Source organism: Hymenobacter properus, assembly GCF_015694735.1.
Classification (GTDB): Bacteria; Bacteroidota; Bacteroidia; order Cytophagales; family Hymenobacteraceae; genus Hymenobacter; species Hymenobacter properus.
The window spans coordinates 409,908-434,716 of sequence record NZ_JADQDP010000004.1; the positions used below are offsets into that span (position 1 = coordinate 409,908).

Here is a 24,809-nt window from a genome sequence, read left to right on the forward strand (position 1 = left end):
ACGGGGCTAATGGAGTAACGCACCTACTGGCGGACTGCTTCCTCCTGCCCTTATTCCCTCCTCCCCTCTTCCCCTAAAACATGGGCCCTCAATTCCTTTTCGCCACCGGCATCGAAAACAGCAACCCCACCATCCAGAACGGCAAGCTGCGCGTGGACGAGCTGGAGAAATGCAACCACTACAAGCTGTGGCAGAAGGATTTTGACCTGGTGGAAGAATTGGGCATCAGCTTCCTGCGCTATGGGCCGCCCATCCACACCACCTTTCTGGGCCCCGGCAAGTACGACTGGAGCTTCGCCGACGTGACATTTCAGGACCTGCTGCGGCGCAACATCGCGCCCATCGTAGACCTGTGCCATTTTGGGGTACCCGACTGGATTGGCAACTTCCAGAACCCCGAGTTTCCAGCGCTGTTTGCGCAGTACGCCAAGGCGTTTGCGCAGCGGTTTCCGTGGGTGCAGCTCTACACGCCGGTGAACGAGATGTACATCTGCGCGCAGTTTTCGGCCCGCTACGGCTGGTGGAACGAGCAGCTCAGCTCCGACCAGGCCTTCGTGACGGCCCTGAAATACATCGTGAAGGCCAACGTGCTGGCCATGCAGAGCATTCTGGAGGTGCGGCCCGACGCCATTTTCATTCAGAGCGAGTCGTCGGAATACTTCCACGCCGAAAACCCGGCCGCCATCAAACCCGCCGAAACCATGAACGCCGAGCGGTTTCTGTCGCTCGACCTCAATTACGGCAAGCGGGTGAACAGCAGCATGTACGAGTTCTTGCTGGACAACGGCATGACGCGCGAGGAGTACCACTTCTTCCTGGAAAACAAGATGAAGCGGCACTGCATCATGGGCAACGACTACTACTACACCAACGAGCACCGCGTGTCGGCCGACGGCAGCACCCGCGCGTCGGGCGAAATATTCGGCTACCACGTCATCACCTCGCAGTACCACGACCGGTACCGCCTGCCCGTGATGCACACCGAAACCAACATCTGGCAGGGCCCGCACGGCGACGAGGCCGTGAACTGGCTCTGGAAAGAATGGGCCAACGTGCTGCGCGTGCGCAACGACGGCGTGCCCATGGTGGGCTTTACTTGGTACTCCCTCACCGACCAGGTGGACTGGGACACCGCCCTGCGCGAAAACAACAACCGCATGAACCCCGTGGGCCTCTACGACCTAGACCGCAACATCCGCCCTGTGGGCACGGCCTACAAGCAAATCATAGAGGACTGGCGACAGGTGCTGCCTTCCCAAAGCGTGTGCCTGCAAGTGCCCATTGTGATGCCCCAGGAAAGCAACGAGCAGTGGGCCCGCGAGCAAAAACAAGAAGTAAAAGAAGCCACTGCCGACAAATCGACTACCGCCGCAAATGCGGCGCCGGAGTCGTAGGCTGTAGCCATAAAATTCCGTCATGCAGAGCGCAGCATCTCGCGTGCTTTAAGTAAATCAAACCGGCAGAGTTACTTAAGCATGCGAGATGCTTCGTCTCTGCTTGATGCGCAGAATGCTCTGCATGACCTTTCTTCTCTTCCATTCGCATTAACCCTCCCCAACCCTATGGAAACCCGTTTTACCGATAAAGTCGCCATCGTGACCGGTGGCGCAAGCGGCATTGGCCTGGCCGTGTGCAAGCGCCTGGCCGCCGAAGGCGCCCGCGTGGTCATTGCCGATTACAACCAGGCCAACCTCGACGCCGCCGTGCCCGAGGTGAAAGCCGCCGGCGCCCCCGATGCCTGGGGCAGCCTCTGCAACGTGTCGGTAGAAGACCAGGTGGCCGCCACCGTGGCCGGCACGCTGGAGAAGTTCGGCCGCCTCGATGTGGTAGTGAATAACGCCGGCTTGATGCAGTTCAAACCGCTTGAGCAACTGACCGGCGACGACTGGACGCGTATTCTGAACGTGGATTTACTGGGCGCTTTCTTCTTCACCAAGCAGGCCTTTCTGCACATGAAGCCGGGCGGCAGCATTGTGAACGTGGCCAGCATTCACGCCATCGAAACCAGCCCGCTGGTGGCGCCCTACGCGGCAGCGAAAGCAGCCATGTTATCCCTCACCCGCTCGTCGAGCCTAGAAGGCAAGCCTAAGGGAATCCGTACCAACGTCATTCTGCCCGGTGCCATTGACACGCCCATGCTTTGGGACAACCCCAACGTGAAATCCGGCGTCGAAGTCATCGACAAAGCCGACGTGGGCCGCCCCGAGGACGTGGCCGCCACCATCGCCTACCTGGCCTCCGATGACGCCGCCTTCGTGCAGGGCGCGGAGGTGCGTGTGGACGGCGGCCGGCTCGACCGGCTGTAGTTGAGTTGTGGTGCAGAATAGAAAACGCCTGTCATCCTGAGCGCAGCGAAGGACCTTACCACGACTGCAAGAATTACTGCGAACCGTTCACAGGTGATAAGGTCCTTCGCTGCGCTCAGGATGACAGGCGTTTTTACTTGATAACCGACCTCGGCACGCTGCTTGCATAACGCTGGGTGCCGGCCTATTCCGCCGGGCTTCCCCGCGTTATGAAAACCTACTCCCTCGCCGCCCTGCTACTGTTGTCGCTGACTTCCTTCAGCGCCTCCGCTCAGTTCCGCCTGTCCGACCTGAAAGACATTCTCACCAAGCAGGCCGGCACCCGCACTACCAACTCCAGCAGCGGCAGCGTAGGCGGCCTGAGCAGCACCGAAGCGGCCAGCGGCCTCAAGGAAGCCTTGCTGCAAGGCATCGGCAAAGGCGCCGACCAGGCTTCAAAAACCGACGGCTTCTATCTCAACCGCCTCATCCGCATCCCCTTCCCGCCCGATGCCCAGCGCGTGGCCACCACCCTGCGCAGCATAGGCCTGGGTAGCCAGGTCGATAAGTTTGAGCTAAGCCTGAACCGCGGCGCCGAGGATGCCGCCAAAAGTGCCAAGCCTATTTTCATTTCAGCCATCAAAAGCCTCACGTTTTCGGACGTGTGGAATATCCTGACCGGCCAGAAAGACGCCGCCACGCAATTCCTGAAGCGTACCACCTCTACGCAATTGGTGGCTGCCTTCTCCCCCATCATGCAGAAGAGTCTCGACCAGGTGGGCGCTACCCGCTACTACACCCAGCTGGCCACCACCTACAACCAGTTGCCGCTGGTGCAGAAGGTACAACCTGACCTGAACCAGTACGCCACCGGCAAAGCCGTGGACGGATTGTTCACGCTCATCGCCCAGGAGGAAGCCAACATCCGTGAAAACCCGGTGGCCCGCACCACCGAGCTGCTGCGCCGCGTGTTTGGTCGCGGCAACAGCTAACAAAATGAATAATACACCAATACGAAAAAGCCCCTCCGAACGCATTCGGAGGGGCTTTTTCGTAGATTCACTAATTAGCTCCTAGCCTCGTCCAGCCTTGCCTTTTCGCGGGCCCGGCGAGGCGGTGGCCGGGGCAGGGTTGGTCAGGCTGTTGAGGTATTCTTCGAGGTGGGTGTAGCCGCTGCTACCGGTGCTGTTGCGGTCGCGCGCATCGGCGGGGTTCAGGCCGTGGGCGGTTTCCCAGGCGTCGGGCATGCCGTCGTGGTCGGCATCGGGCGGGGCGGGGGCGCCGCGGTACTCGGGCCACCCGCCAACGTCTGCCTGCGAGTCGATGATGCCCTGGTGCAGGCCATAGGTGGCGCTGCCCCCGGGGCTGCTGCCGGTGGCGGTACCGGTGCGGGTTTCCTGCACAATGCGGGCATCCACCGCGTCGCGTACGGGCACGTTGGCCCCGGCCCCGGCCAATACGCTTTGGTAAGCCGCTTCGGCCGTTTCGGTGATGATGGGGGCCAGGTTGGGCGTAACGGCCGCCTGCCGGAAGCGGGCCAGGTTGGCGGCCGTGTTCGGGTAGTAGTGCAGGCGGATGCCGCGCCAGTTGTCGGCGGTCACGGCCCGATGGCCGGCGTCGTAGTTGCCGGCCGCATACACGGTGGCCACGGGCTTGTCGGGCGCGGCGGGGTCGTAGGCCTGGGTGATGTCGAAAATGATGGCGGCTTTGTCGGGCGGAGTGGCCGGGCCGCCTTTGTAGTAATTATTCACCATGTTCAGCTCGCCGCGCCCGCCGCGGATGTTCAACTCGTTGCCGTAGGCCGCGTGCATGTTGCCCCAGTTGTAGATTACGTTGTTGCGGTAGTCGACCACGGCGGTGGTGTCGTGGGCGCGGGCACCATTGAAGCGAATGGCGCGGCTGTGGTGGTGGGCCACCAGGTTGTGGTGGTAGGAGGCGTATTGGCCGCCCCACACGCCGGCGTAGCCGTGGTCGCCCTTTCCGTTGAAAGACGAGTTGAGGCTTTCGCTCACCAGGCACCACTGCACGGTGGAGTACTTGTTGTCGTAGAAGGTGGCCGCTTCTTCTATCGACCAGCTCATGGAGCAATGGTCCACGATAAAGTTGCGGCTGTTTTCCAGGTTCAGGCCGTACACCCCCGCCACGTTGGCCCCCGACAGGTTGCCGGGCCGCGAGCGCAGGTAGCGCACAATGATGTTCTGGCCGTGCAGTTTCACGCTGTAGTTTTTCACGCAGATGCCGTCGCCGGGCGCGGTTTGGGCCGCAATGGTGACATTGGAGCGCGTGGGCTTCAAAGCCGATTTCAGCTCGATGAGGCCGCCCACCCGAAACACAATGGTGATGGGCTCGCCGGGGTATTGATTGAAGGCATCGCGGAAGCTGCCCGGGCCCGCGTCGGCCAGGGTAGTCACTTCCACCACCTGGCCGCCGCGCCCACCGGTGGCAAAGCGGCCGTAGCCCTCAGCCCCGGGAAAGGCCACCAGCTGCGCGCGGGCAGGCAACACCGCCGCCAGGCCTAAGCCAAGCGCCAAGGCGCGGAAGTGAAAAGCGAGAGAATAAGTCATAGACGGAGTGAGAAGAAGCAGCGCACAAAGCGCCTCTAATAAAGCAGTCGCAATTTCTATCCATAGGCACTGCCGCGGGCTATAGCATCTTAGCTGCTTCCTGACCTGAGCTAACCACTTCGGTAGCGACCATCCATTTTGCGGGCGCAAGTTGCAGGCGGCAGTGCTGCGAGGGCACACTCTGCATACTAAGCGTATGTTTGCGGCCCCCACCCGCAACCATACGACCCTATTCACTATGTCAAAAATTACCATTCGCAGCCTGGCCGAACTCGAAGCCCTCGCCGGCCAGGAGTTGGGCGTGTCCGAGCCGCACACCATCACGCAGGAGCAGATAAACCAATTTGCCGCTGCTACGCTCGACTTCCAGTGGATTCACACCGACCCGGCGCGGGCGGCGGCCGAGTCGCCGTTCAAGGCCACCATTGCCCACGGCTACCTCACGGTGTCGCTCCTGCCCTACCTCTGGGAGCAGATTGTGGCCATCGAGAACCTGAAAATGCAGGTGAACTACGAAATCGAAAGCCTGCGTTTCAACCAGGCCGTGACGGTGGACAGCCAGGTGCGGCTGCGCGCCAGCCTGCTCACAGTGGCCAACCTGCGCGGCATTGCCAAAGCCCGCGTGGGCGTGACACTGGAAATTGACGGCCAGAAAAAGCCGGCCTACACGGGGGTAGTGACATTCTTGTATCACTTCCTGGAAGCGTAGCAACATTCTAATTCGCAATAATATTAATACATGCCCGGACCGCGCTTGCGGCCCGGGCATTTTTGTTTACATTGGCGGCATCCATTCACTCTTTTTTCTGCATACTGATGAGACAATTACTTTCTGGCCTGGGTCTGATGCTCGCCCTGGCTGTCCCCCAAGCTAGTATAGCGCAAAACGCAAAAGGCGGGGCCCAGCCGCCCATCATCGACCGCGAACTGCTGTTTGGCGACCCTGAGATTTCGGGCGCCCAGCTTTCGCCCGATGGCAAGTTCCTGTCCTTTATCCGGCCTTACAACGGCACCCGCAACATCTGGGTGAAGGGTCTGAACGAGGCCTTCGACCAGGCCCGGCCCATAACCAACGACCAGGCCCGCCCGGTGCGCAGCTACTTCTGGAGCCGCGACGGCAAGTACCTGCTCTACAGCCAGGACAAGGGCGGCGACGAAAACTTCAACATTTACGCCGTGAACCCGGCCGAGGCCCCCGCCGCCGGCCAGCCCGTGCCCACCGCCCGCGACCTCACCGGCCTGAAGGGCGTGCGCGTGCAGCTGCTCAACGCGCCCCTCTCTGACCCGAACACGCTCTATATCGGCCTCAATGACCGCGACAAGGCCTGGCACGACCTCTACAAGCTGAACCTGAGTACCGGCGAGAAAACCCTGGTGCGCCAGAACAACGACCGCATCGGCGCTTGGGAATTCGACTGGAACGACCAGCTGCGGCTGGCCTCGCGCTCGAACCCCGACGGCAGCACCGAGTGGCTGCGCGTGGAGGGAGACAAGCTGGTGCCCTTCTACAAAACGAGCATTGACGAGCAGAGCGGCGTCATTGCCTTTGCAAAAGACAACCAGCATGTGTACATGGCCACCAACCGGGGCGCCGGCCGCAACCTGGCCGAAATTGTACTGCTGGACCCCGCCACCGGCCAGGAGCAGCCCTATCAGGCCGACCCGCTGAAGCGCGTGGACGTGGGCAGCCTGCAGGTATCGGAGAAAACGCACGAGCCGGTGTTTGTAAGCTTCGAGGACGACCGCATGCGCCGCGTGTGGAAAGACAAGGCCATGGAGCAGGATTTCGCTGTGGTGACCAAGCAGTTGCCGGGCCTCGACGTGTACCCCGCCTCGCACACCACCGACGAGCGGCTGTGGCTGCTGTCGGCCACCTCGGCCACCCAGCCTAGCGTAGCTTACCTCTTCGACCGCCAGACCAAGAAGCTCACCAAGCAGTACGAAACGCGGCCCAAGCTGCGCGCCGCCGACCTGGCCGACATGAAAGTGGTGCGCTACAAGTCGTCGGACGGCCTTGAAATCCCGGCTTACCTGACCTTGCCCAAGGGGCTGGCCGCGAAAAACCTGCCGGTTATCATCCTGCCGCACGGCGGGCCCTGGGCGCGCGACAGCTACGGCTTCAACGCCATGCACCAGTTTCTGGCTAACCGGGGCTACGCGGTGCTCTCGCCCAACTTCCGGGCTAGCACCGGCTACGGCAAGCAGTTCCTGAACGCCGGCAATGGCGAATGGGGCCGCAAAATGCAGGACGACCTGACCTGGGGCGTGAAGTACCTCGTGGGCCAGGGCATTGCCGACCCCAAGCGCGTGGGCATCATGGGCGGCTCCTACGGCGGCTACGCCACACTGGCTGGCGTGGCCTTCACGCCCGACGTGTACAACGCGGCCGTGGCCATCGTGGCGCCTTCTAACCTGACCACGCTGCTCAATGCCATTCCGCCCTACTGGGAGGCCGGCCGCAAGCAGATGTATGCCCGCATGGCCGACCCTGGCACGGAGGAAGGCCGGGCGGCGCTGGCCCGCATGTCGCCCCTCACGGCGGCCGATAAAATCAAAACCCCGCTCATGGTGGTGCAGGGCGCCAACGACCCTCGCGTGAACAAGGCCGAGGCCGACCAGATAGTGGTGGCTCTGCGCGACCGCAACTACCCCGTGCAGTACCTCTGCGCGCCCGACGAAGGCCACGGTTTTGCTCGACCCGTCAACAACATGGCCATGTTTGCCGCCTCCGAGAAGTTCCTGGCCAGCCAGCTGAAAGGCCGCTACCAGGAAAGCATGAGCCCCGCGGTAGCCAAGCGCCTGCAGGAAATCACCGTCGACCCGAAAACGGTGCAGCTGGCAACCCAGACGAACGTGAAGTAACTCTTATTCAACATTCAACAGAAAGCCCGGCCCTTCGGAGCCGGGCTTTTTGTTGGCTTCTCGCACCGTTCCGTCCTTCCAAAACTCCTTTGGAAGTTGTCGGCGCTGCATACTTCCCTCCTTTTTCTTTCTGCAAAAACCTAAGTTTTTATGCCCACCTTTTTTAGAAAACCTGGCGCCTTCAGGCGCATTATTAGCGCGCTTTTTATTCTGCTTTTGTTTGTCGCGGGCGCATTTGCCTACGTGCGGTGGGGCCACCGGGTAGCACAGCGGCCCCTAGGCCTGGCACGCTTACACACCGAATTCCGGGGCCATAAGGCCCATGTGTGGGAAGTTAAATTCAGCCCGGACGGTAGGCTCTTGGCCAGCGCCAGCATCGACAGCACGGTGCTGCTCTGGGATAAGCAGGGCCGGGTGCGGCAGGTGCTGAAACATCCGATTGGCGTGACAACCATTGAATTCAGCCCCGACGGCCGCATCCTGGCCAGTGCCGGCTACGACCAGTTCATCCGGCTGTGGCGCGTGGCCGATGGGCAGCTGGTGAAGACCCTGCCGGGGCACGATGGCACCGTTTGGGCCGTCACGTTCAGTCCGGATGGGAAAACCCTGGCCAGCGCCGGCGAAGACAAGCTCGTGAAACTGTGGAACCTGGATTCCGGCGCGTTGATGCGCAGCTTCCCCGGCCACCGGCTCAACGTGTGGGCGGTCAAATTCAGCCCCGATGGCCGCCAGCTGGCCAGCGGCAGCTTCGATAACGACATTCGCCTGTGGGACATGGCCACGGGCCGGCTGCTGCGCACCCTGACAGGCCACACCGAGGCCGTGCTGAACATTGATTTCAGCGCCGACGGCCAGAAACTGGCCAGTGCCAGCGACGACAAAACCATCCGACTCTGGGACCTGCGCACCGGGCAGCCCCTGCGCACCTTTCGCGGCGATGGAGAGTGCGTTTATTCGCTTGAGTTTAGCCCCGACAATCAACAGCTGGTCGCCGCCTACCGCGACCAAACTGCCGTGGGCGAGATTTTCCAGCACTTTTTGGGCATCAGTGCCACCGGCAAACGTGTGACGGTGCGCATTTGGGACGTGGCCACAGGCAGCCTGCTGCACACCTTCGCCCAGCACGCCGACGACGCTTACGATGTAGCCTACAGCCCCGACGGCCGGTGGCTGGCCAGCGCCAGCTCCGATGCTACCGTGGACCTGTGGCAGTTGCGGCCTTAGGCCGGCTGCATGTCGGGGTATTCATCGCCAGCGTACACCGGCGCCATGTCCTTTTCCTCGTCCTCCGTGAACAGCCGCGAGCGAATTAAGAACCGCACGCCCAGCGGGATTTCCAGCGAGAAGCTGGCGCCGCGGCCTTTCACCACATCCACGGTCAGCTGGGTGTGCTGCCAGTAGGCAAACTGGCTGGCGCTCATGAAAAAGTCGCAGCCGTGGATGCGGCCCAGCCACACATCGTTCGCACCCACCCGAAACTCGCCCTTGGCGAAGCACATGGGCGAGGAGCCGTCGCAGCACCCGCCGCTCTGATGGAACATGAGCGGGCCGTGCTCGTCGCGGAGCAGGTCGATGGTGGCTTCGGCGGCTTGGGTGACGAGGACGCGGGGCGTGGACATGGGTTAGTAAAGGAATAGTGCCGGCTAGCGTCGACGAATAAAAGTATAGGTGAGGCCGGTGCGGTCTTCGCGTACCACCACCTTCTTATCGGGGGCCACGGTGCCCGAGCCGGGGCGGCTCCGCCATTCGTAGGTCAGTTGACGTTCGGCGTCCCAATAGTGGTGCAGGTTGCCTTTGCTCGCAATGCTCTTTTGCACGGCATTGGGCATGCGGTCGGTTTTCGGGGCTTCGCCAAAAGGAACGGCTTCCGGCACTACTTCGGGCGTTTCCACTTTCCAGTCCGGGTTTTTAGCGCCGGGTACTGGCAGCAGTTGGGCATGCACGGCCGAGATGCCGCAATACAGTGCAAGAGGCAGAAGCAAAGCTTTCATAAGGTTGGCGCATTGGGTTTTAAATAAGACGCGCCAACCTTTGAAAGGATGCTTTGTCGAGGCTTTGAATCAGACCGTCATGCTGAGCGCAGTCGAAGCACCTCTACCGCGCAACTAATCCCCTTCGATTGGATTTACTCTTGCGGTAGAGATGCTTCGGCTGCCCTCAGCATGACGGCCTTTTCAATTTTCTACGGCCTAAAAGAAGCCCAGCGGCTTCTGGCTGTAGCTGATGAGCATGTTCTTGTTCTGGCGGTAGTGGGCCAGCATCATCTTGTGGTTTTCGCGGCCGAAACCAGAGGCTTTGTAGCCGCCGAAGGGCGCGCCGGCGGGGTAGTCGTGGTAGCAGTTCACCCACACGCGGCCGGCCTCAATGGCGCGGGGCACCTGGTACAGCTCGTGCGCATCGCGCGTCCACACGCCGGCGCCGAGGCCGTAGAGGGTGTCGTTGGCAATTTCGATGGCTTCATCCACCGTTTTGAAAGTGGTGACGGATACCACCGGCCCGAAAATTTCCTCCTGGAAGATGCGCATCTTGTTGTGGCCCCGGAACATGGTGGGCTGGATGTAGTAGCCCTCGGCCAGCGCGCCGTCTTCCTGCGCGTAGGCGTCGCCGCCCACCAGCACCTCGGCGCCTTCGGCCTTGCCGATTTCGAGGTAGCTCAGGATTTTCTCGAATTGGTCGTTGCTGGCCTGGGCGCCCATCATCGTGTCCATATCCAGCGGGTTGCCCAGCTTGATGGCTTTCACGCGCTCGATGACGCGGGCAATGAATTCGTCGTAAATGTCTTCGTGCACCAACATGCGCGAGGGGCAGGTGCAGATTTCGCCCTGGTTCAGGGCAAACATCACGGCGCCTTCAATGGCCTTGTCGAGGAAGTCATCATCAGCATCCATCACCGATTTGAAGAAGATGTTCGGCGACTTGCCGCCCAGCTCCATCGTCACGGGAATCAGGTTTTCGGCGGCGTACTGCATGATGAGGCGGCCGGTGGTGGTTTCGCCCGTGAAGCTGGCCTTGGCAATGCGCGGCGACGAGGCCAGCGGCTTGCCCGCTTCCAGCCCGAAACCGTTCACGATGTTGATGACGCCGGCCGGTACCAGGTCCTGAATCAGCTCCATGAGCACCATGATGCTGGCGGGGGTTTGCTCGGCGGGCTTCATCACCACGGTGCAGCCGGCGGCCAGGGCGGGAGCCAGCTTCCAAGTGGCCATCAGCAGCGGGAAGTTCCAAGGAATAATCTGGCCGATGACGCCCAGCGGCTCGTTGATATTCATCGACACAGTGGTGCTGTTCAGCTCGGTCACGTTGCCTTCCTCGGCCCGAATGACGCTGGCGAAGTAACGGAAGTGGTCGATGACCAGCGGCATGTCGGCGTAGGTAGTTTCGCGCAGGGCTTTGCCGTTTTCAACGGTTTCGACGGCGGCCAGCAGGGGCAGGTTTTCCTCGATGCGGTTGGCGATTTTGTTGAGGATGTTGCTGCGCTCGGTGGCCGAAGTTTTGCTCCAGGTGGCGAAGGCTTCGTGGGCGGCGTCAAGCGCCAACTCGATGTCCTCCTTGGTGCTGCGGGCCACTTTGGTGAAGACTTTGCCGTCGATGGGCGACGGGTTGTCGAAGTACTGGCCCTTCACGGGCGCCACCCATTTGCCGCCGATGAAGTTGTCGTAGTGGTTTTTGAACTGGGGGCGGGCCACCACGGTGGTGGTTGCTTCTAAGGTTTCAGCCATGGCTTTTGAGATGGGAATTAGGTGAACTGAGAATGGTGTAAAGGTCCCTTTTCCCGAAGCTGGCAGGTTGTGGTATTGTATCAAGGTGTGTAAGAATCGTCGCAACTTGTCGAGCTTCGTCGCTGTTGAAAGTGGGTACTCCCTCACCTATCTTGCGCCATGCTATCACGCGTTCACTTGCCCGCCGCCGTAGCTCCGCTCGCCGTGGAGCGCCTCCATTCCTTAGTTGAAAACCGCACGGTGTACGCGCTGGAGGGCTTTGAGCTGAACGTATTCGAGACACATCGCGCCGCTGCCCGCGTGCCCCTGCGCCTCGAAGGCCTGGCCCTGACCACCATGATGCGGGGTCGCAAGGTGATGCACCTGCCCGGCCGCGCCGCCTTCGACTACCTGCCCGGCGAAAGCGTGGTGGTGGACAAGGACGAGCTGATGGAAATCGACTTTCCCGACGCCAGCCTGGGGCAGCCCACGCAGTGCTTGGCCGTGGCCATCGCGCCCGATACCATCCGCCACACCGTGGACTTGCTCAACGAGCGGTACCCCAAAGCTGAAGCCCAGCAACCCTGGGCCATTACGGCCCCCGACTACGCCCACCTCACCAACACGCCCGAGCTGACCGACACGCTGGGCCGCCTCGTGGCCGTGTCGCGCGCTTCCGACGTGAACAAGGACGTGCTGGCCGGCTTCACCCTGCAGGAGCTGCTGGTGCGCCTGATGCAGACGCAGGCCCGCCAGCTCATTTTCCACGACTACGCCCGCTACCTCACCTCCCACCGCTTCGCGGCCGTGGTGGGCTACATCAAAGAGCACCTGGCCGAAAACCTGAGCATCGACAAGCTGAGCGCGCTGGCCTGCATGAGCAAGGCCACGTTCTTCCGGGTGTTCAAGCGCGAGTTCGGGCTCACGCCGGTCGAATTCATCATCCGGGAGCGGCTGAGCGAGGCCAAGCGCCTGCTGCGCCACCCGCTGGCCAGCGTGGCCGAGGTGGGCCTGCGGGTGGGGTTTAATAATCTGTCCTACTTCCAGGCGCTGTTTAAAAAGCACGAGGGCCTGACGCCGGGCGCCTATAAGAAACAGCTGGCGGCGTAGGCCACGGGCGTTTGGCAGTTGAAAAGCAGGCGCAAAGAACTGATTTACCGCGCGGCCGAAATCGTCATTTTAAGGGCGTTTACCTTTGCAGGGCGGTTCGGGCTCACCTTTCCGGCTGCTTCTCCTGTCCATGAAACGCTCCTTCACCTATTTTCTGTCCGGTTTTCTGCTGCTGGCCGGTGCTTTTTCGTCGGGCTGTGCTCGGCACACCTTTCAGGGGCAGGCGCTAGCCCCGGCCGCGCTGGCCACGCACCGCACGGTGGCCATTTTGCCCTTTGCCGTGGAGCTGGAGCGGCTGAGCGACGTGGTGAAGCACCCCGAAGTGTGGAAAGCCAATCCTGACACGCCCGGCGCCAACCCGCTCCAGGGCGCGCTGGCCGCCGAACGCCAGCAGATGGGCTACCAGCTGCAAGCCGCCCTGCAGGCCGAGCTGGCGCGCCAGCAGGCCGAGCATCCCACCAGCAGCACCTTCCAGAACCCCGCCGAAACCAACCAGCGTCTGGCAAAAGCTGGCATCACCTACGAAAGCCTGCCCACCCGCTCGATGGCTGAGCTGCGCACCGCCCTCGGCGTCGACGCCGTGCTCACGGGGCAAACCTACATGCACCAGCTGCTGCCCGGCGGCGTGAGCATTGCCGTGTTCGTGCTCAGCAACAGCACCAACCCCATGGCCGATAACACCGTGCACACCTACCTCGACATCTACGACACGCAGAGCGCCCAGCTCGTGTGGCGCTTCGACCACGAGCTGCGCGGCAAGCCCAGCACCAGCCCGGTGGCGCTGGCCAAAGCCCTGGCGCGCGACATGCGGGGCGGGTTCCCGTACCTGAAAAAGTAGGGCAGCACCACTCCGGCACTTGGGCCAAAGGGTGTTGGTGGCACAAAGAAGAACGTCATGCTGAGCGCAGCCGAAGCATCTCTACTGCGAGAGTAAATTCTATCGATTGGATTACTTATATAGTAGAGATGCTTCGGCTGCGCTCAGCATGACGGGCTAACCGTCTGCCGTTCTTAAAACACCACGCTGTACGGTGCATCGGCCAGGCCGCGCACGTCTTCGTGCAGCTCCACGCCCAGGATTTCGTGCACGTTGGCCCGAATGCGGTTGGAAATCTGGGTGAGCGGCAGGTCGTTGCTGTCTTTGCCGAAGGGGTCTTCAATCTCGTCGCCAATCATCTCCACGCCCAGCAGCGCGTAGGCCCCAAGCATGGTGATGGGCACCGTAAGCCACTCGTAGGAATCGAGCAGGTTGAAGGGCATGACGAGGATGAACACCGTGATGAAGCCTTTGATGAAGTAGCTGTAGGAGAACGGAATGGGCGTGCCTTTGATGCGCTCACAGGCGCCGGCCACGTCGAGCAAGGCCTCGTGATGACGCTGAATGGTGAGCAGGTGCGTGGGCAGAATCCGCTCTTCACGCAGCAGCTGCTCGTAGAACTCCTGGAGCAGGGCGGCCAGGCGCGAGGGCACGTGCCGCACAGTCTGCAGCTGCTCGATGAAGCCCGGCTCCACGGCTTCGAGCTTCTCGAAACGCACGCCTTTGCGCAGGTGGCCGTCGAGGGCGATGGGGAAGTTGGACAGCAGCCGGGCGAGGTAAGTACGGGTGGCGTGGTCGTCGGGCGCGAGGCGCGGGTGCAGCAGCACGGCCAGGTTGCGGCAGTTGTTCACGAGCTGGCCCCAGAGGCGGCGCCCTTCGTAAAAACGGTCGTAGGCGGTGTTGGTGCGGAAGGCCAGCAGCAGGCTGAGCAGAATGCCCAGGAAAGAGAAAAACTCTTTGTCAACGACCACATTAATGGTGTCGAAGCGGATGACGAAGGCCGTGACGATACTAGCGTAGAGGCCCACCCATAGCACCCGTTTCAGCAGCTGGCGAATGACGCCGGAGGAACGTAGGTGGCGCAGGGCCTCCCACCAGTCGGTCGATTTGTAGACTATCATAAGCGAAGGCAGGGCAAAAGGAATGGGCGCAAGATAGGGTTAACCCCATAAGCCCCCTCCAGGGAGGCCTCTTACGCCGGGGCGAAGGGGCCGCCCCAAAAGGCTACCCTAGGGCTATAGCATCAAAGCACTGCTATATTTAAGCGACTTACTCCGCTTTCCTGCTCACCTTATGCAAACAACCCATGCTCCGTCTGCACTTGCCTGGCCCTGGTGGCGCAAGTGGCTTTTCTGCTTTTCGTGCCTCTACCTGCTGCTGTTCATGTCGCCCTGGACGTGGCTAAGCAGCATGCCAGGCTTTGCCACGCTGGCCGGGCTGTATGACGACGCCGAAAGCTGGCTGGTGCATCAGGGCAACGCGCACCTGTTCCATGTGAAGGACGTGCTGGTGCCGCTCAACGGCAGCGGCGACACCTCCTACGGCTACGCGCAGCTCTGCTTTTATGCGCTGGCGGCCATGGTGGGCGCCACGCTGTGGGTGCTGCTCGACCGCCGCCGCCGCAACTACGCGCTGGCCTACTACTGGCTGCTGGTGCTGGTGCGCTACTTCGTGGCCCTGAGCGCCCTGAGCTACGGCATCCTCAAGCTGTTTGCCCTGCAAATGATTTTTCCGCCGCTGAGCGCGCTGGCCACCCCGCTGGGCGACTTGCTGCCCATGCGTTTGTCGTGGTATTTTATTGGCTACTCCCAGCCCTATCAGATGTTTTCCGGGGCGGTGGAGGTGCTGGCGGGCGTGTTGCTGCTGTGGCGGCGCACCAGCACGCTGGGGGCCGTGGTGGCGGCCAGTGTGTTTCTGAACGTGATGATGATGAACCTGTGCTACGACATTCCGGTGAAGCTATTTTCGATGCACCTGTTTGCGTTCAGCCTGTTCTTGCTGGTAGGCGACGCCGAGCGGCTGCTCAATTTCTTCGTCTTCGACCGGCCCACGCAGCCCAACTGGACGCCGCCCCCGCTGCCCCGGCGCTGGCGCATAGCCCAGCTCACGCTGAAAACCATTTTTATTATTCTGTTTGCCCTGCTGCCGTTCTACCAGTTCTACCAGCAGAAGGCCACAATGGCCGGTGGCCCATCCGAAGGCCGGCTTACCACGGGCGTGTTCGAGGTAGAAAAGTTTGACGCCAACCTGCCCGACAGCCTACGCTGGAAAGACGTCATTTTTGAAACCAGCCCAACGGGCAGCATCCTCACCACCGACACGCTGCTGCGCCAGCGCTACCGGCGCGGCTACTTCGCCTACACCCTCGACTCGGCCCAGCACACCATTGCTTTCAAGAAAATGGCTTCCGATTCGCTGCCCGCTTTCACCCTGCGCTACGCCCAGCCCGATACCAACCACGTGGTGCTGCGCGGCAAAATCCGCAACGACTCCGTCTTTGTGGCCCTGCGGCGGCAGAAGCGTCATTTCCAACTGGCCGAGCGGCAGTTTCACTGGCTGTCGGAGGCGAATCGGTAGAACATATCCGTCATCCGTCATGCAGAGCGCAGCAAAGCATCTCGCGTGCAATAGTGACTCAATCGATTAGATTACTTAAGCACGCGAGATGCTTCGCTGCGCTCTGCATGACGTTTAGCACCGCCGCAGCCTACTCATACCCAACCCCAACCACTTCCACCGTTTCTTCCTGCGCCCCCAGCTTCAGCGGCACTTGCTGCCCGAGTTTCGCGCCCTGCACGGCCCGGGCAATAGGCGCCACAAAGGCCACTTTGCCGAGCGCAATATCGGCCTCATCCACGCCCACGATGGTGAATTTGCGTTCGAAGCCCACCTTACCGCCGCGCACGGTGCGCAGCCGCACGGTGGCGCCGAAGCGCACCTCCTGCGGCGGCTGGCCGGCGGGGTCCACCACTTTGGCGCTGCCCAGACGCTCGAGCAGCAGCGCAATGCGGCCGTTGTAAAACGAGAGGCGGTGGGTGCGGTCGGTGTCGTTGTCGCGGTTGGCTTCGGCCTGGGCGCGCTCGGCTTCGAGGGCAGCCAGCTCGGCGCGCAGCTGCTCCAGGCCGGCGGGCGTCACGTAATTGGGCGTGCCTGGCGGCAGGGCCGCGCGGGGCGGAATAATGGGCGGGGTCTGCGCGTCGTCTTCCTTGGTAAATCCACGGCTCATGCGGGGTTGAACGCAGGGCGCGAGGGCAGGTTGTGCAAGGCCGCGTGCAACCATGCGGGGCATTTGCTGGTTAGGCAAGACCTACCGTTTTGCGCGGCCCCGCCCTTCCGGCGCGTGGCAGCTGCGCGCTATCTGCATGAAAACAGCTACTTCCAACTCCTTACCCTCCCCCCTACCGGCCGCCTCCGCCAATCATACGCCGCAGCTTAGCAACGCCCTCGTCTGGCTTATGGCCGTGACCTGCGGCCTGGTGGTGGCCAATATTTACTACAACCAACCGCTGCTGGCCGCCATCGGCCGCACCTTCCACAAAACCGACAGCGGCGCCAGCCTGGCCGCCACCGCCACCCAGATTGGCTACACGCTGGGCATGCTCTTTGTGGTGCCGCTGGGCGACATGCTGGAGCGCAAGCGCCTGATGCTGCTCATGCTGCTGGGCGCGGCCGGCGCCATGGCCCTGGCCGCCTGGGCGCCCACGTTTGGGCTGCTGGCGGTGGCCAGCGTGCTCATCGGGGTGCTGTCGGCGGTGCCGCAACTGCTGGTGCCCATGGCCGCCCACCTGGCGCCCGAGGCGGCGCGCGGCCGCATCGTGGGCCGGGTGATGAGCGGCCTGCTCATCGGCATTCTGCTCTCGCGCACCGTCAGCGGCTACGTGGGGCTGCACCTGGGCTGGCGGGCCATGTTTGAAATCGGGGCCGGGCTGATGGTGGCGCTGGTGGCGCTGCTGGCCTGGCAGTTGCCCCAGGACCAGCCCACCTTCACGGGCTCATATGCCTCGCTCATGAAGTCGCTGGGCACGCTCATCCGGGAGCAGCCGGCGCTGCGGCGTGCGGCGCTGGTGGGCGCCTTCCTGTTTGCCGCTTTCAGCGTGTTCTGGACCACGCTGGCGTTTTACCTCGAAGGCCCGCCCTTCCGCTACGGCTCCGACGTGGCCGGGTTCTTCGGGCTGATTGGGGCCTTTGGGGCGCTGGCCGCGCCGCTGGCCGGCAAAACCGCCGATGCCAAAGGCCCCGACTACACCGTGGGCCTGGGCGTGCTGCTGGCCCTGGCCGCGTATGCGGTGCTGGGCTTCGGCGGCCTCTACGTAGCCGGGTTGGTGGTAGGCGTCATCGTGCTCGACGTGGGGGTGCAATCGGCCCACATTTCCAACCAGTCGCTCATTTTCTCGCTGGTACCCGAGGCCCGTAGCCGCCTCAACACGGTGTACATGACGGGCTATTTCACCGGCGGCTCGCTGGGCTCGGTGCTCGGGGGCCTGGCCTGGACGAACTTTGGCTGGCCGGGCGTGTGCCTGCTGGGCGCCGGCCTCACGGGCGCGGCTTTTCTGGTGAGCCGATTCTACGGGCGCGGCCGCTAGCTCCGGCCCGGGCGCTATTCAGCGGCGGCCAGCCGTTCCAGACACACCTTCAGGCTTTCGCGCCAGTGCGGAATGGCCAGGCCCAGCTGGGTTTTGGCCTTGGTCTTGTCCATCACCGAAAAGGCGGGGCGGGTGGCTTTGGTGGGGTACTCGGCCGTGCGGATGGGCACGGTGCGTACCGGCGTGCCGCTCAGCTCAAAAATAGCCGTGGCAAAGTCGTACCAAGACGTCAGGCCTTCGTTGCTGTAGTGGTAGAGGCCATAGGCTTGGCTCCTACTCTCGATGATGCTGAGGATGGCGCCGGCCAAGTCGATGGCGTAGGTGGGCGTGCCCACCTGGTCCCAGATGATGCGCAGCTCGTCGCGCTCACGGCCCAGCTTGAGCATGGTTTTCACAAAGTTGCCCGCAAATTCTGAGTAGAGCCAGCTGGTGCGTAGCGTAAAATATTTGTCCGTGTGGGGCGCAATTGCCTGCTCGCCTTCCAGCTTGGTGAGGCCGTAGGTGCTGATGGGCGTGGCCTCGTCGGTTTCGGTGAGAGGCTGGTTGCCGGTGCCGGCAAACACGAAATCGGTCGAAATCTGGATGAGCACCGTGCCGTGCTCGCCGCACAGCCGGGCCAGGTTTTCCACCCCGTCGCGGTTGATGCGGCGGGCCAGCTCCAGTTCGTCTTCGGCTTTATCCACAGCCGTGTAGGCGGCGCAGTTGATGGCGTAGGCCGGCTGGTGCTGCGCAAACAGCTTGGCCAGCCCTTCAGGATTGAGAATATTGGCTTGCTCCTCGGGCAGAAATACCAGGCCACTCATGTTCCGCTCCTGCGCCACGCGCGCCAGGCACTGCCCCAATTGCCCGGAGGCGCCAAAAACCAATACACTGCTCATAAAAACGCGGCTTTGCTTATTCTTTTTCGAGCCGCAAGTTAGCCTCTCCGGGCGGGCGTTTATTATCGATGGGCACGAAGCGCTGCTCCCGGGGCTGCTTTTCGCTGAGGTATTTCCAGTAGCGCAGCGGCATGTGGCGGCGGTGCAGCTTCAGGTTTTTGCGCTCCGGAATGTTTACGTGGTCGAAATACGACTGCCACAGTAGCCGGAACAGGGGTTCCCGCTCATCGAGCACAGTGGCCGAAATATCAGTGGTTTTCCGGTTCGCGCCGGCTTCAAACTGCACCACGTCGGTGCGCGTCAGGTCGTAGTAGAGGCCGTAGTGGCGGCGCCGGTCATATATCAGCCAGCGTTGGTCGGCGTAGCGCTTGGTGAAGTGCGCGGCAATGAGCGGGAGCACGTCCATGTCGGGCTCGATGGTGGCATGATACAGCTCGTCCTGTGTTTTTTCGAAGCGCACGAAGGCCTCCATGCGGTGCTTTTCCCGAAACATCATCTGAGCCAGGCGCTGCACGCGACGTACGTCGGCGTTGGCGTAGTTTTCGGCAATGTCCTGATTGGAGCGCAGGGCCAAGTCCACGTAGCGAAAAATCAGCATTTCCCGGTCGGCGTCCTCGCTGAGAAACACGTGGTAGAGGCGGGTGCGGGCTTCCGGGTCCATCGTGTTCAGCAGGCCCTCCCACACGCGGGCGGCCAGGGCTTCGTTGGTCTCGGTGGGCGCGGGCGCGGCAAACAGCCCACCCTGAACTGCCGCTTCCGGCTGAATGCTGTTGGGCGCGGCTTTGCTGTCGTAAATGGTGAATAGCACCGTCAGCAAGCCTTCAAACGTGCCGTCGTAGGTGTAGTCGCGGGCGGGCGCGTTGAGCACCGGCGCCGGCCGACGCGGCGCACCGCCGCGGGCGGCAGGCGCCGCCGCAGGCCGGCGCAGGGGACGAATGTTGGCCATGAGCTATTTCAGGAATTGGAGAAGTAGTTTGTTTACTTCGGCGGGCATCTCATGTTGCACCCAGTGGCTGGCGGGCAGGTAGGTAAGCTCCGCATCATCGCAAAAAGCCAGGCTTTCCCGGGCCAGCTCGCGCTTTAGAAAAGCGTCCCGCTCGCCCCAGATAATGCGGACGGGTATTGACACCCGGCCCGTTTTGCCCAACCGGCTGCCAAATCGCACGGCGGCCCGATACCAGTTCAGCATGCTGCGCACGGCCCCGGGCTGGCCCCAGGCCGCTTCGTACCGAGCCAAATCTTCGTTGCTAAAGGTGCCCGGGCGGCTGGTTCCGCGCAGAGCCCACCGGGCAAACCGCCACCGGCGCCGCTGCACCAGCATCTCGGGCAGCCACGGCAGCTGAAAGAAGAAAATATACCAGCTTTTCAGCAGCTGGCCCGGTTTGCGGAGCAGGGCCCGGCCCAGTACCCGGGGGTGCGGCACGTTTAATATTGCCGCCCGGCTGATGCGGCTGGGGTGGTGGGCGGCCAGGTGCCAGGCCACGGCCGCGCCCCAATCGTGGCCCATGACTACGGCCCTTTCGCGCCCGGCGGCGTCAATAAGTCCTATGATGTCCGCCGCCAGTTCGTCGATGACGTAGTCGCGCACCCGGCGCGGCTTGTCGCTCAGGTTATAGCCGCGCTGGTCGGGCACCCATACGCGGTAGCCGGCCTCGGCCAGTGCCTCAATCTGGTGGCGCCACGCGTACCAGAACTCCGGGAAGCCGTGCAGCAACACCACCAGCGGCCCCGCCGCCGGCCCGCATTGCACCACGTGCAGGCGCAGGCCGTTGGTGGGCACGTGATGGTACTCGAGGGCGTAAGGCATGCCAGGCTGTACCGCTACGGCCGGACGGGGGTTGCATGTAGCGCGGACTCTGCCAGTCCGCGCCGGCCCGAACGAAACCCAGCGGGCGGCGGACTCGCAGAGTCCGCGCTACAGCGGGTGTTACGCTGCTTGCTGACGCTGCTCGCTCAATTCGGCCTGGTAGCGGGCGCGGGCCTCTTCGTGCATCTGGCGCACCAGCGGCATCAGCTCGCTGATGCGGCACACGCAGGCCACGCGCGCCACTTTATTGTCGGATTGCGGAACGGGGGCGGGCTGGGATTGGCGGTGAATGACTTTCATGACAGAAAAGAAGATATCGTTTTGGATGCCGCCCAGGCTGCTTTTCGACAGCGAAGAAGGGCCGTTAGAAAAAAGAGCGTCGTAATTCATGCTGATTAAGAAGCCTGCGCGAACAGGTCGAGTTGCTGAGTGACGAGGGCCGAGCGCACCGAGCCGGCCCCGAACAAAATCTGGCGGCGCACCTGCTGCTCGGTCAGCTCGCCGATGAGGGGCTGGTGCTCGCCGTCGCAGGTGAGGAAGTATTTGGCCCGCTTGAGTACCACGCCCAGTTGGCGCAGCGTTTCCATGTTGAGACGAGCAAAGCGGCGGGCCGACACCATTTTCTTGGCCGAGCGCGCGCCCACGCCGGGAATGCGCAGTATCATCTCGAAGTCGGCCGTGTTCACATCCACCGGAAACACGTGGCGGTTGCGCAGGGCCCAGGCCAGCTTGGGGTCGATTTCGAGGTCGAGGTGCGGGTGCGCGGGGTCCAGGATTTCGTCGGCCTGGAAGCCGTAGAAGCGCATCAGCCAATCAGTCTGGTACAGGCGGTGCTCCCGGATAACGGGCGGCTGCGTCACCTGGGGCAAGCGGGCGTCGTCGGTCACGGGAATGTAGCCCGAGTAGTACACGCGTTTCAGCCCGTAGCCCTGGTAGAGCGAGTCGGTGAGCTTAATGATTTGCAAGTCCGTCTCGGCGCTGGCGCCCACGATGAGCTGTGTCGTCTGGCCGGCGGTAGCGAAGTTGGGCACTTTCTTGAACAGCGCCTTCTCCTCCTTATTCTGAATAATGTTGTCCCGAATCTGGCTCATCGGGGTCAGAATCTCCTGATAGTTCTTTTCGGGCGCCAGCTGCGTGAGGGCAAGCTCCGAGGGCAGCTCGATGTTCACGCTGAGGCGGTCGGCGTAGAGGCCGGCTTCCTGAATCAGCTCCTCCGAGGCACCCGGAATGGTCTTGACGTGGATGTAGCCATTGAACTTATGCTCGGTGCGCAGCTTCTTCACGATGCGCACGAGGCGCTCCATGGTATAGTCGGGGCTGGAGAAAATACCGGAGCTCAAAAACAGCCCTTCGATGTAGTTACGGCGGTAGAAGTTGATGGTCAGGTCCACCACTTCCTCCACGGTAAAGGCGGCGCGCTTCACGTCGTTGGAGCGACGCGACACGCAATAGGCGCAGTCGAAGATGCAGTGGTTGGTGAGCAGAATCTTGAGCAGGCTCACGCAGCGGCCGTCCTCAGTGTAGCTGTGGCAAATGCCCATGCCCTCGGCATTGCCCAGGCCTTTGTTCTCGTTTTTGCGCTTGGCACCGCTGCTGCTGCACGAAGCATCGTACTTCGCGGCATCAGCTAAAATGCTTAGTTTCTCTTGAATGCGCTCGTTCATGAGGAAGGGCTGGCTTTCGGGCTTAAAAATAATATACAGCGGCCAAATAGGCACAAGCTTTTAAGCTAATTTTATTGGAAATAGTTTCCTTTTTCAAGAAAAGCTGCGCTGTGATTTGCACCCGTTTTTTAGCAGAAATGCTCCTGCGTTGAGCCTGCGCTGATTTCGCCGGACGGTGCTGGGTTCGGAATAGGACTAGAGCCGTTTGGGAACCCTGCACCCTCGAAACGAGCCAGGGCCGGGGCCTGCTGGCGCACGTCGGAGACGCGTGCCGACTGGGCTCGAGCCTCTGGCTCGAAGCCGGACGATGAGCGGCTGGGCATACCATTGCAACCATACCCGAGCCAGAGGCTCGAACCCAGGGGGCATGCGTCGGAGGCGCGCACCAGCAACATTGTGTCGACCACGTCTGGGGCACCTGCCAACAGCCCGGGCTCCTTTTCGTATTTTGCAGCGTTGCGCCCCATTATGAGCTTTCGCGGTTGGTTTTTGCTGTTGTTTGTGCTGCTGAGTTCGGCTACCCGGCCGGCGGGGGCGCAGACGTTCGACCCCCGCTCGGCCATTCCGCCCGATTCGCTGAAGGCGGCCGACGAAATCCTACCCTACCGGCCCGACTCCCTGCGCCGCCGCTTCGACGAGGAACGCATTCTCAACCGCCTCAAGGCCTACTCGCGCCGCAAAACCATCATGGGCAAGGCTCTCTCCAGCCTGCTCAACTTCACGCAGCGCCAGGAAGAGCAGGCCGGCCTGGACGCGGTGCTGCTCAACCGGCAGTTCGACCAGCACAACTTCAAGATTGTGCGGCGCATCAACATCCGCACGCTCGATGCCTTCGGCTACAGCCTCTCCGACTCGACCCGGATTCCGCGCTCGTTCTGGGAGAAATCGGGCAACGCCCTGCACCTCAAAACGGCCCGCTCGCGGGTGCGGCAGGTGCTGCTGTTTCGGCCGGGGCAGCCCCTGGAGCCCCAGGCCCTGGCCGAGTCGGAACGCCTGCTGCGCCAAACGCCCGAAATCCTGGACGCCCGGGTGCTGGTGAACGAGCGCAGCAGCACCCGCGACAGCGTCGACATCACGGTGCTCACCACCGACGTGTTCAGCATCACGGCGGGCGCCGAGCTGGGTTCGGCCACGGCCGGCCTCATCACCCTCGGCGACGAAAACTTCCTGGGCCTGGGCCACCAGCTTTCCAACGAATACCGCTACGGCCGGGGCCTGAGCACCGACAACGGCGAAAACCCGCAGCAATGGTCCTACGTGGGCAGCTACACGGCCCCGTTTCGCAACTTCGTGTATGGCCAGGCGCGCTACCGCAACGAGTACAACTACCGCTCGGGCGGCGCCAGCCTGCGGCGCGACTTCTACTCGCCCAGCGCCCGCTACGCCGGCGCCATCAGCTTCGACAGCTACGACCAGAACATTGCCTTGGTGGTGCCGCCCCCCGGCCAGCCCTACGTGTACTACCCGCTGCGCTCGCTGGTGCAGGATGTGTGGGTGGGCCGCTCACTGCGCCTGCGCTCTTACGACCTGGGCTACGAAAACCCCGGCCGCGTGATTGTGGCGGCCCGCGCGCTGCGCACCGAGTTCAGCGCCGTGCCCCGGCCCGACCCCGGCACCGGCATCGAAACGCCCGACTACCACAACGGCACCTTGCTGCTGGGCACCGTCGGCTATTCGGTGCGCCGCTATTATAAGGACCGGTACCTGTTTGGCTTTGGCCGCACCGAGGACGTGCCGGCGGGCACCCTGCTCAGCTTCACCGCCGGCGTCGACGTAAACCGCGTGGTGCCGCGCCGCTACCTGGCCGGGCGCATTGCCGCCGCTGGCTTTGGGCCCCGCAGCGGCTACCTCTATGGGGCCTTGGACCTGGGCATTTTCCAGCGCCTCGACCAAGGCCGCAGCTGGGAGCAGGGCGTGCTCAGCACCGAGTTCACGTCCTTCACCCGCCTCTACCACGTGGGCAACTGGCAATACCGGCACTTCCTGAGCAGCCGCGGCACCATCGGCATCGACCGGCGGCCCGGCGACTTGCTGCAAGGCATCACCAACGACCGGGGCCTGCGCGGCTTCTCGCCGGCTTCGCCGGTGCTGGCCACCAGCCGCTTCGTGCTGAACTACGAAACCACGCTGTTTACGCCGCTCTCGCTGCTGGGCTTCCGGCTGGCCGGCGTGGCCTTTGCCGATGCCGCCTGGGTGAGCGACCGGCCCGGCGGGGGCTCCCCCTTCGGCGGCGCACCTTACACGGGCTTTGGTCTAGGGCTGCGCTTCCGCAACGAATTCACGGCCCTGCGCACGTTCCAGCTGCTTATCGGCTACTACCCGCGGGGCATTGCCGCGCCCAACGGCATCCGCATGTTTGAGTCGACCCGCGAAACGGTGACGTTCACCGACTTTGGCTTGGGGGCACCCGGCACTGCACCGTATCAGTAGGCGGCGAGGCGCCCTGCTAGTACAAAAACACCCCTCTATTAAGCACCAAGCCCCGCCTCTAATTGAGGCGGGGCCTGGCATTCACATAAAATAAAGCACTTTACAACAACA

The 24,809-nt window shown here is 62.5% G+C and carries 23 protein-coding genes; 11 read left to right on the forward strand and 12 right to left on the reverse strand.

Annotated features, from left to right (window positions below):
* The first annotated feature begins 80 nt into the window (after window positions 1-80).
* The 3 genes from I2I01_RS18275 (at window position 81) to I2I01_RS18285 (ending at window position 3,277) form a co-directional block, all read left to right on the forward strand.
* Complete coding sequence (locus I2I01_RS18275) at window positions 81-1,394, forward strand: family 1 glycosylhydrolase (protein ID WP_196287944.1); 1,314 nt, start codon at window positions 81-83, stop codon at window positions 1,392-1,394.
* 168 nt (window positions 1,395-1,562) lie between these two features.
* Complete coding sequence (locus I2I01_RS18280) at window positions 1,563-2,306, forward strand: SDR family NAD(P)-dependent oxidoreductase (protein WP_196287945.1); 744 nt, start codon at window positions 1,563-1,565, stop codon at window positions 2,304-2,306.
* A 209-nt stretch (window positions 2,307-2,515) separates the two neighbouring features.
* Window positions 2,516-3,277 carry a DUF4197 domain-containing protein gene (locus tag I2I01_RS18285; RefSeq protein WP_196287946.1) on the forward strand — a complete coding sequence of 254 codons (762 nt, stop codon included), beginning with the start codon at window positions 2,516-2,518 and terminating at the stop codon, window positions 3,275-3,277.
* An 81-nt stretch (window positions 3,278-3,358) separates the two neighbouring features.
* Here I2I01_RS18285 and I2I01_RS18290 read toward each other — a convergent pair whose 3' ends face one another.
* Entirely contained in the window at window positions 3,359-4,849 is a 1,491-nt protein-coding gene (locus I2I01_RS18290; protein WP_211538028.1) for a pectate lyase family protein, read from the reverse strand.
* A gap of 238 nt (window positions 4,850-5,087) precedes the next feature.
* Between I2I01_RS18290 and I2I01_RS18295 the strand changes: the two genes are divergently transcribed.
* Both I2I01_RS18295 and I2I01_RS18300 read left to right on the forward strand, forming a co-directional pair.
* Window positions 5,088-5,558, forward strand: coding sequence for a MaoC family dehydratase (locus I2I01_RS18295; protein WP_196287947.1), 471 nt, complete (start codon window positions 5,088-5,090; stop codon window positions 5,556-5,558).
* A 107-nt stretch (window positions 5,559-5,665) separates the two neighbouring features.
* On the forward strand, window positions 5,666-7,711 hold the full coding sequence (locus I2I01_RS18300) for a S9 family peptidase (RefSeq protein ID WP_196287948.1): 2,046 nt from the start codon (window positions 5,666-5,668) through the stop codon (window positions 7,709-7,711).
* Window positions 7,712-7,714: 3 nt separating this feature from the next.
* Here the strand turns inward: I2I01_RS18300 and I2I01_RS18305 are convergent, their stop codons facing one another.
* On the reverse strand, window positions 7,715-7,969 hold the full coding sequence (locus tag I2I01_RS18305; protein ID WP_196287949.1) for a hypothetical protein: 255 nt from the start codon (window positions 7,967-7,969) through the stop codon (window positions 7,715-7,717).
* On the opposite strand from I2I01_RS18305, the gene I2I01_RS18310 reads away from it, so the two are divergent.
* Window positions 7,862-8,935 carry a WD40 repeat domain-containing protein gene (locus I2I01_RS18310; protein ID WP_262895459.1) on the forward strand — a complete coding sequence of 358 codons (1,074 nt, stop codon included), beginning with the start codon at window positions 7,862-7,864 and terminating at the stop codon, window positions 8,933-8,935. The genes I2I01_RS18305 and I2I01_RS18310 overlap by 108 nt on opposite strands.
* Here the strand turns inward: I2I01_RS18310 and I2I01_RS18315 are convergent.
* From I2I01_RS18315 to I2I01_RS18325, 3 genes are all read right to left on the reverse strand, one after another.
* Entirely contained in the window at window positions 8,932-9,330 is a 399-nt protein-coding gene (locus I2I01_RS18315; RefSeq protein ID WP_196287951.1) for a DUF779 domain-containing protein, read from the reverse strand. The two genes, I2I01_RS18310 and I2I01_RS18315, sit on opposite strands and share 4 nt — an antisense overlap.
* Before the next feature lie 24 nt (window positions 9,331-9,354).
* Window positions 9,355-9,702: a hypothetical protein gene (locus tag I2I01_RS18320; protein WP_196287952.1), complete on the reverse strand. Its 348-nt coding sequence runs from the start codon at window positions 9,700-9,702 to the stop codon at window positions 9,355-9,357.
* Window positions 9,703-9,900: 198 nt separating this feature from the next.
* Entirely contained in the window at window positions 9,901-11,430 is a 1,530-nt protein-coding gene (locus tag I2I01_RS18325) for an aldehyde dehydrogenase family protein (RefSeq protein WP_196287953.1), read from the reverse strand.
* A 159-nt stretch (window positions 11,431-11,589) separates the two neighbouring features.
* Between I2I01_RS18325 and I2I01_RS18330 the strand changes: the two genes are divergently transcribed.
* Both I2I01_RS18330 and I2I01_RS18335 read left to right on the forward strand, forming a co-directional pair.
* Window positions 11,590-12,519 carry an AraC family transcriptional regulator gene (locus tag I2I01_RS18330; protein ID WP_196287954.1) on the forward strand — a complete coding sequence of 310 codons (930 nt, stop codon included), beginning with the start codon at window positions 11,590-11,592 and terminating at the stop codon, window positions 12,517-12,519.
* A gap of 130 nt (window positions 12,520-12,649) precedes the next feature.
* Window positions 12,650-13,357, forward strand: a complete 708-nt coding sequence (locus tag I2I01_RS18335) for a hypothetical protein (RefSeq protein WP_196287955.1) — start codon at window positions 12,650-12,652, stop codon at window positions 13,355-13,357.
* Window positions 13,358-13,530: 173 nt separating this feature from the next.
* Here the strand turns inward: I2I01_RS18335 and I2I01_RS18340 are convergent, their stop codons facing one another.
* Complete coding sequence (locus I2I01_RS18340; RefSeq protein WP_196287956.1) at window positions 13,531-14,457, reverse strand: bestrophin family protein; 927 nt, start codon at window positions 14,455-14,457, stop codon at window positions 13,531-13,533.
* A gap of 172 nt (window positions 14,458-14,629) precedes the next feature.
* Here I2I01_RS18340 and I2I01_RS18345 point away from each other — a divergent pair, with 172 nt between their 5' ends.
* Window positions 14,630-15,913: a hypothetical protein gene (locus I2I01_RS18345; protein ID WP_196287957.1), complete on the forward strand. Its 1,284-nt coding sequence runs from the start codon at window positions 14,630-14,632 to the stop codon at window positions 15,911-15,913.
* Between the two features lie 130 nt (window positions 15,914-16,043).
* Here the strand turns inward: I2I01_RS18345 and I2I01_RS18350 are convergent, their stop codons facing one another.
* Entirely contained in the window at window positions 16,044-16,562 is a 519-nt protein-coding gene (locus I2I01_RS18350; protein WP_196287958.1) for a GreA/GreB family elongation factor, read from the reverse strand.
* Between the two features lie 136 nt (window positions 16,563-16,698).
* Between I2I01_RS18350 and I2I01_RS18355 the strand changes: the two genes are divergently transcribed.
* Window positions 16,699-17,919, forward strand: a complete 1,221-nt coding sequence (locus I2I01_RS18355) for an MFS transporter (RefSeq protein ID WP_196287959.1) — start codon at window positions 16,699-16,701, stop codon at window positions 17,917-17,919.
* A gap of 14 nt (window positions 17,920-17,933) precedes the next feature.
* On the opposite strand, the gene rfbD is transcribed toward I2I01_RS18355, so the two are convergent.
* The 5 genes from rfbD to I2I01_RS18380 all read right to left on the reverse strand — a co-directional run bounded on the left by rfbD (window position 17,934) and on the right by I2I01_RS18380 (window position 22,268).
* Window positions 17,934-18,797, reverse strand: a complete 864-nt coding sequence (rfbD, locus tag I2I01_RS18360) for a dTDP-4-dehydrorhamnose reductase (protein WP_196287960.1) — start codon at window positions 18,795-18,797, stop codon at window positions 17,934-17,936.
* A 16-nt stretch (window positions 18,798-18,813) separates the two neighbouring features.
* Window positions 18,814-19,743, reverse strand: coding sequence for a TIGR03915 family putative DNA repair protein (locus tag I2I01_RS18365; protein ID WP_196287961.1), 930 nt, complete (start codon window positions 19,741-19,743; stop codon window positions 18,814-18,816).
* A gap of 3 nt (window positions 19,744-19,746) precedes the next feature.
* Window positions 19,747-20,604, reverse strand: coding sequence for an alpha/beta fold hydrolase (locus tag I2I01_RS18370; RefSeq protein WP_196287962.1), 858 nt, complete (start codon window positions 20,602-20,604; stop codon window positions 19,747-19,749).
* Between the two features lie 120 nt (window positions 20,605-20,724).
* A complete protein-coding gene (locus I2I01_RS18375) occupies window positions 20,725-20,904 on the reverse strand; it encodes a hypothetical protein (protein ID WP_196287963.1) in 180 nt (59 codons plus the stop codon).
* Window positions 20,905-20,999: 95 nt separating this feature from the next.
* Window positions 21,000-22,268 (reverse strand): putative DNA modification/repair radical SAM protein, encoded by a 1,269-nt coding sequence (locus tag I2I01_RS18380; protein WP_196287964.1) that lies wholly within the window; start codon window positions 22,266-22,268, stop codon window positions 21,000-21,002.
* A 468-nt stretch (window positions 22,269-22,736) separates the two neighbouring features.
* Between I2I01_RS18380 and I2I01_RS18385 the strand changes: the two genes are divergently transcribed.
* Window positions 22,737-24,698, forward strand: a complete 1,962-nt coding sequence (locus I2I01_RS18385; RefSeq protein WP_196287965.1) for a BamA/TamA family outer membrane protein — start codon at window positions 22,737-22,739, stop codon at window positions 24,696-24,698.
* Window positions 24,699-24,809: the final 111 nt, after the last annotated feature.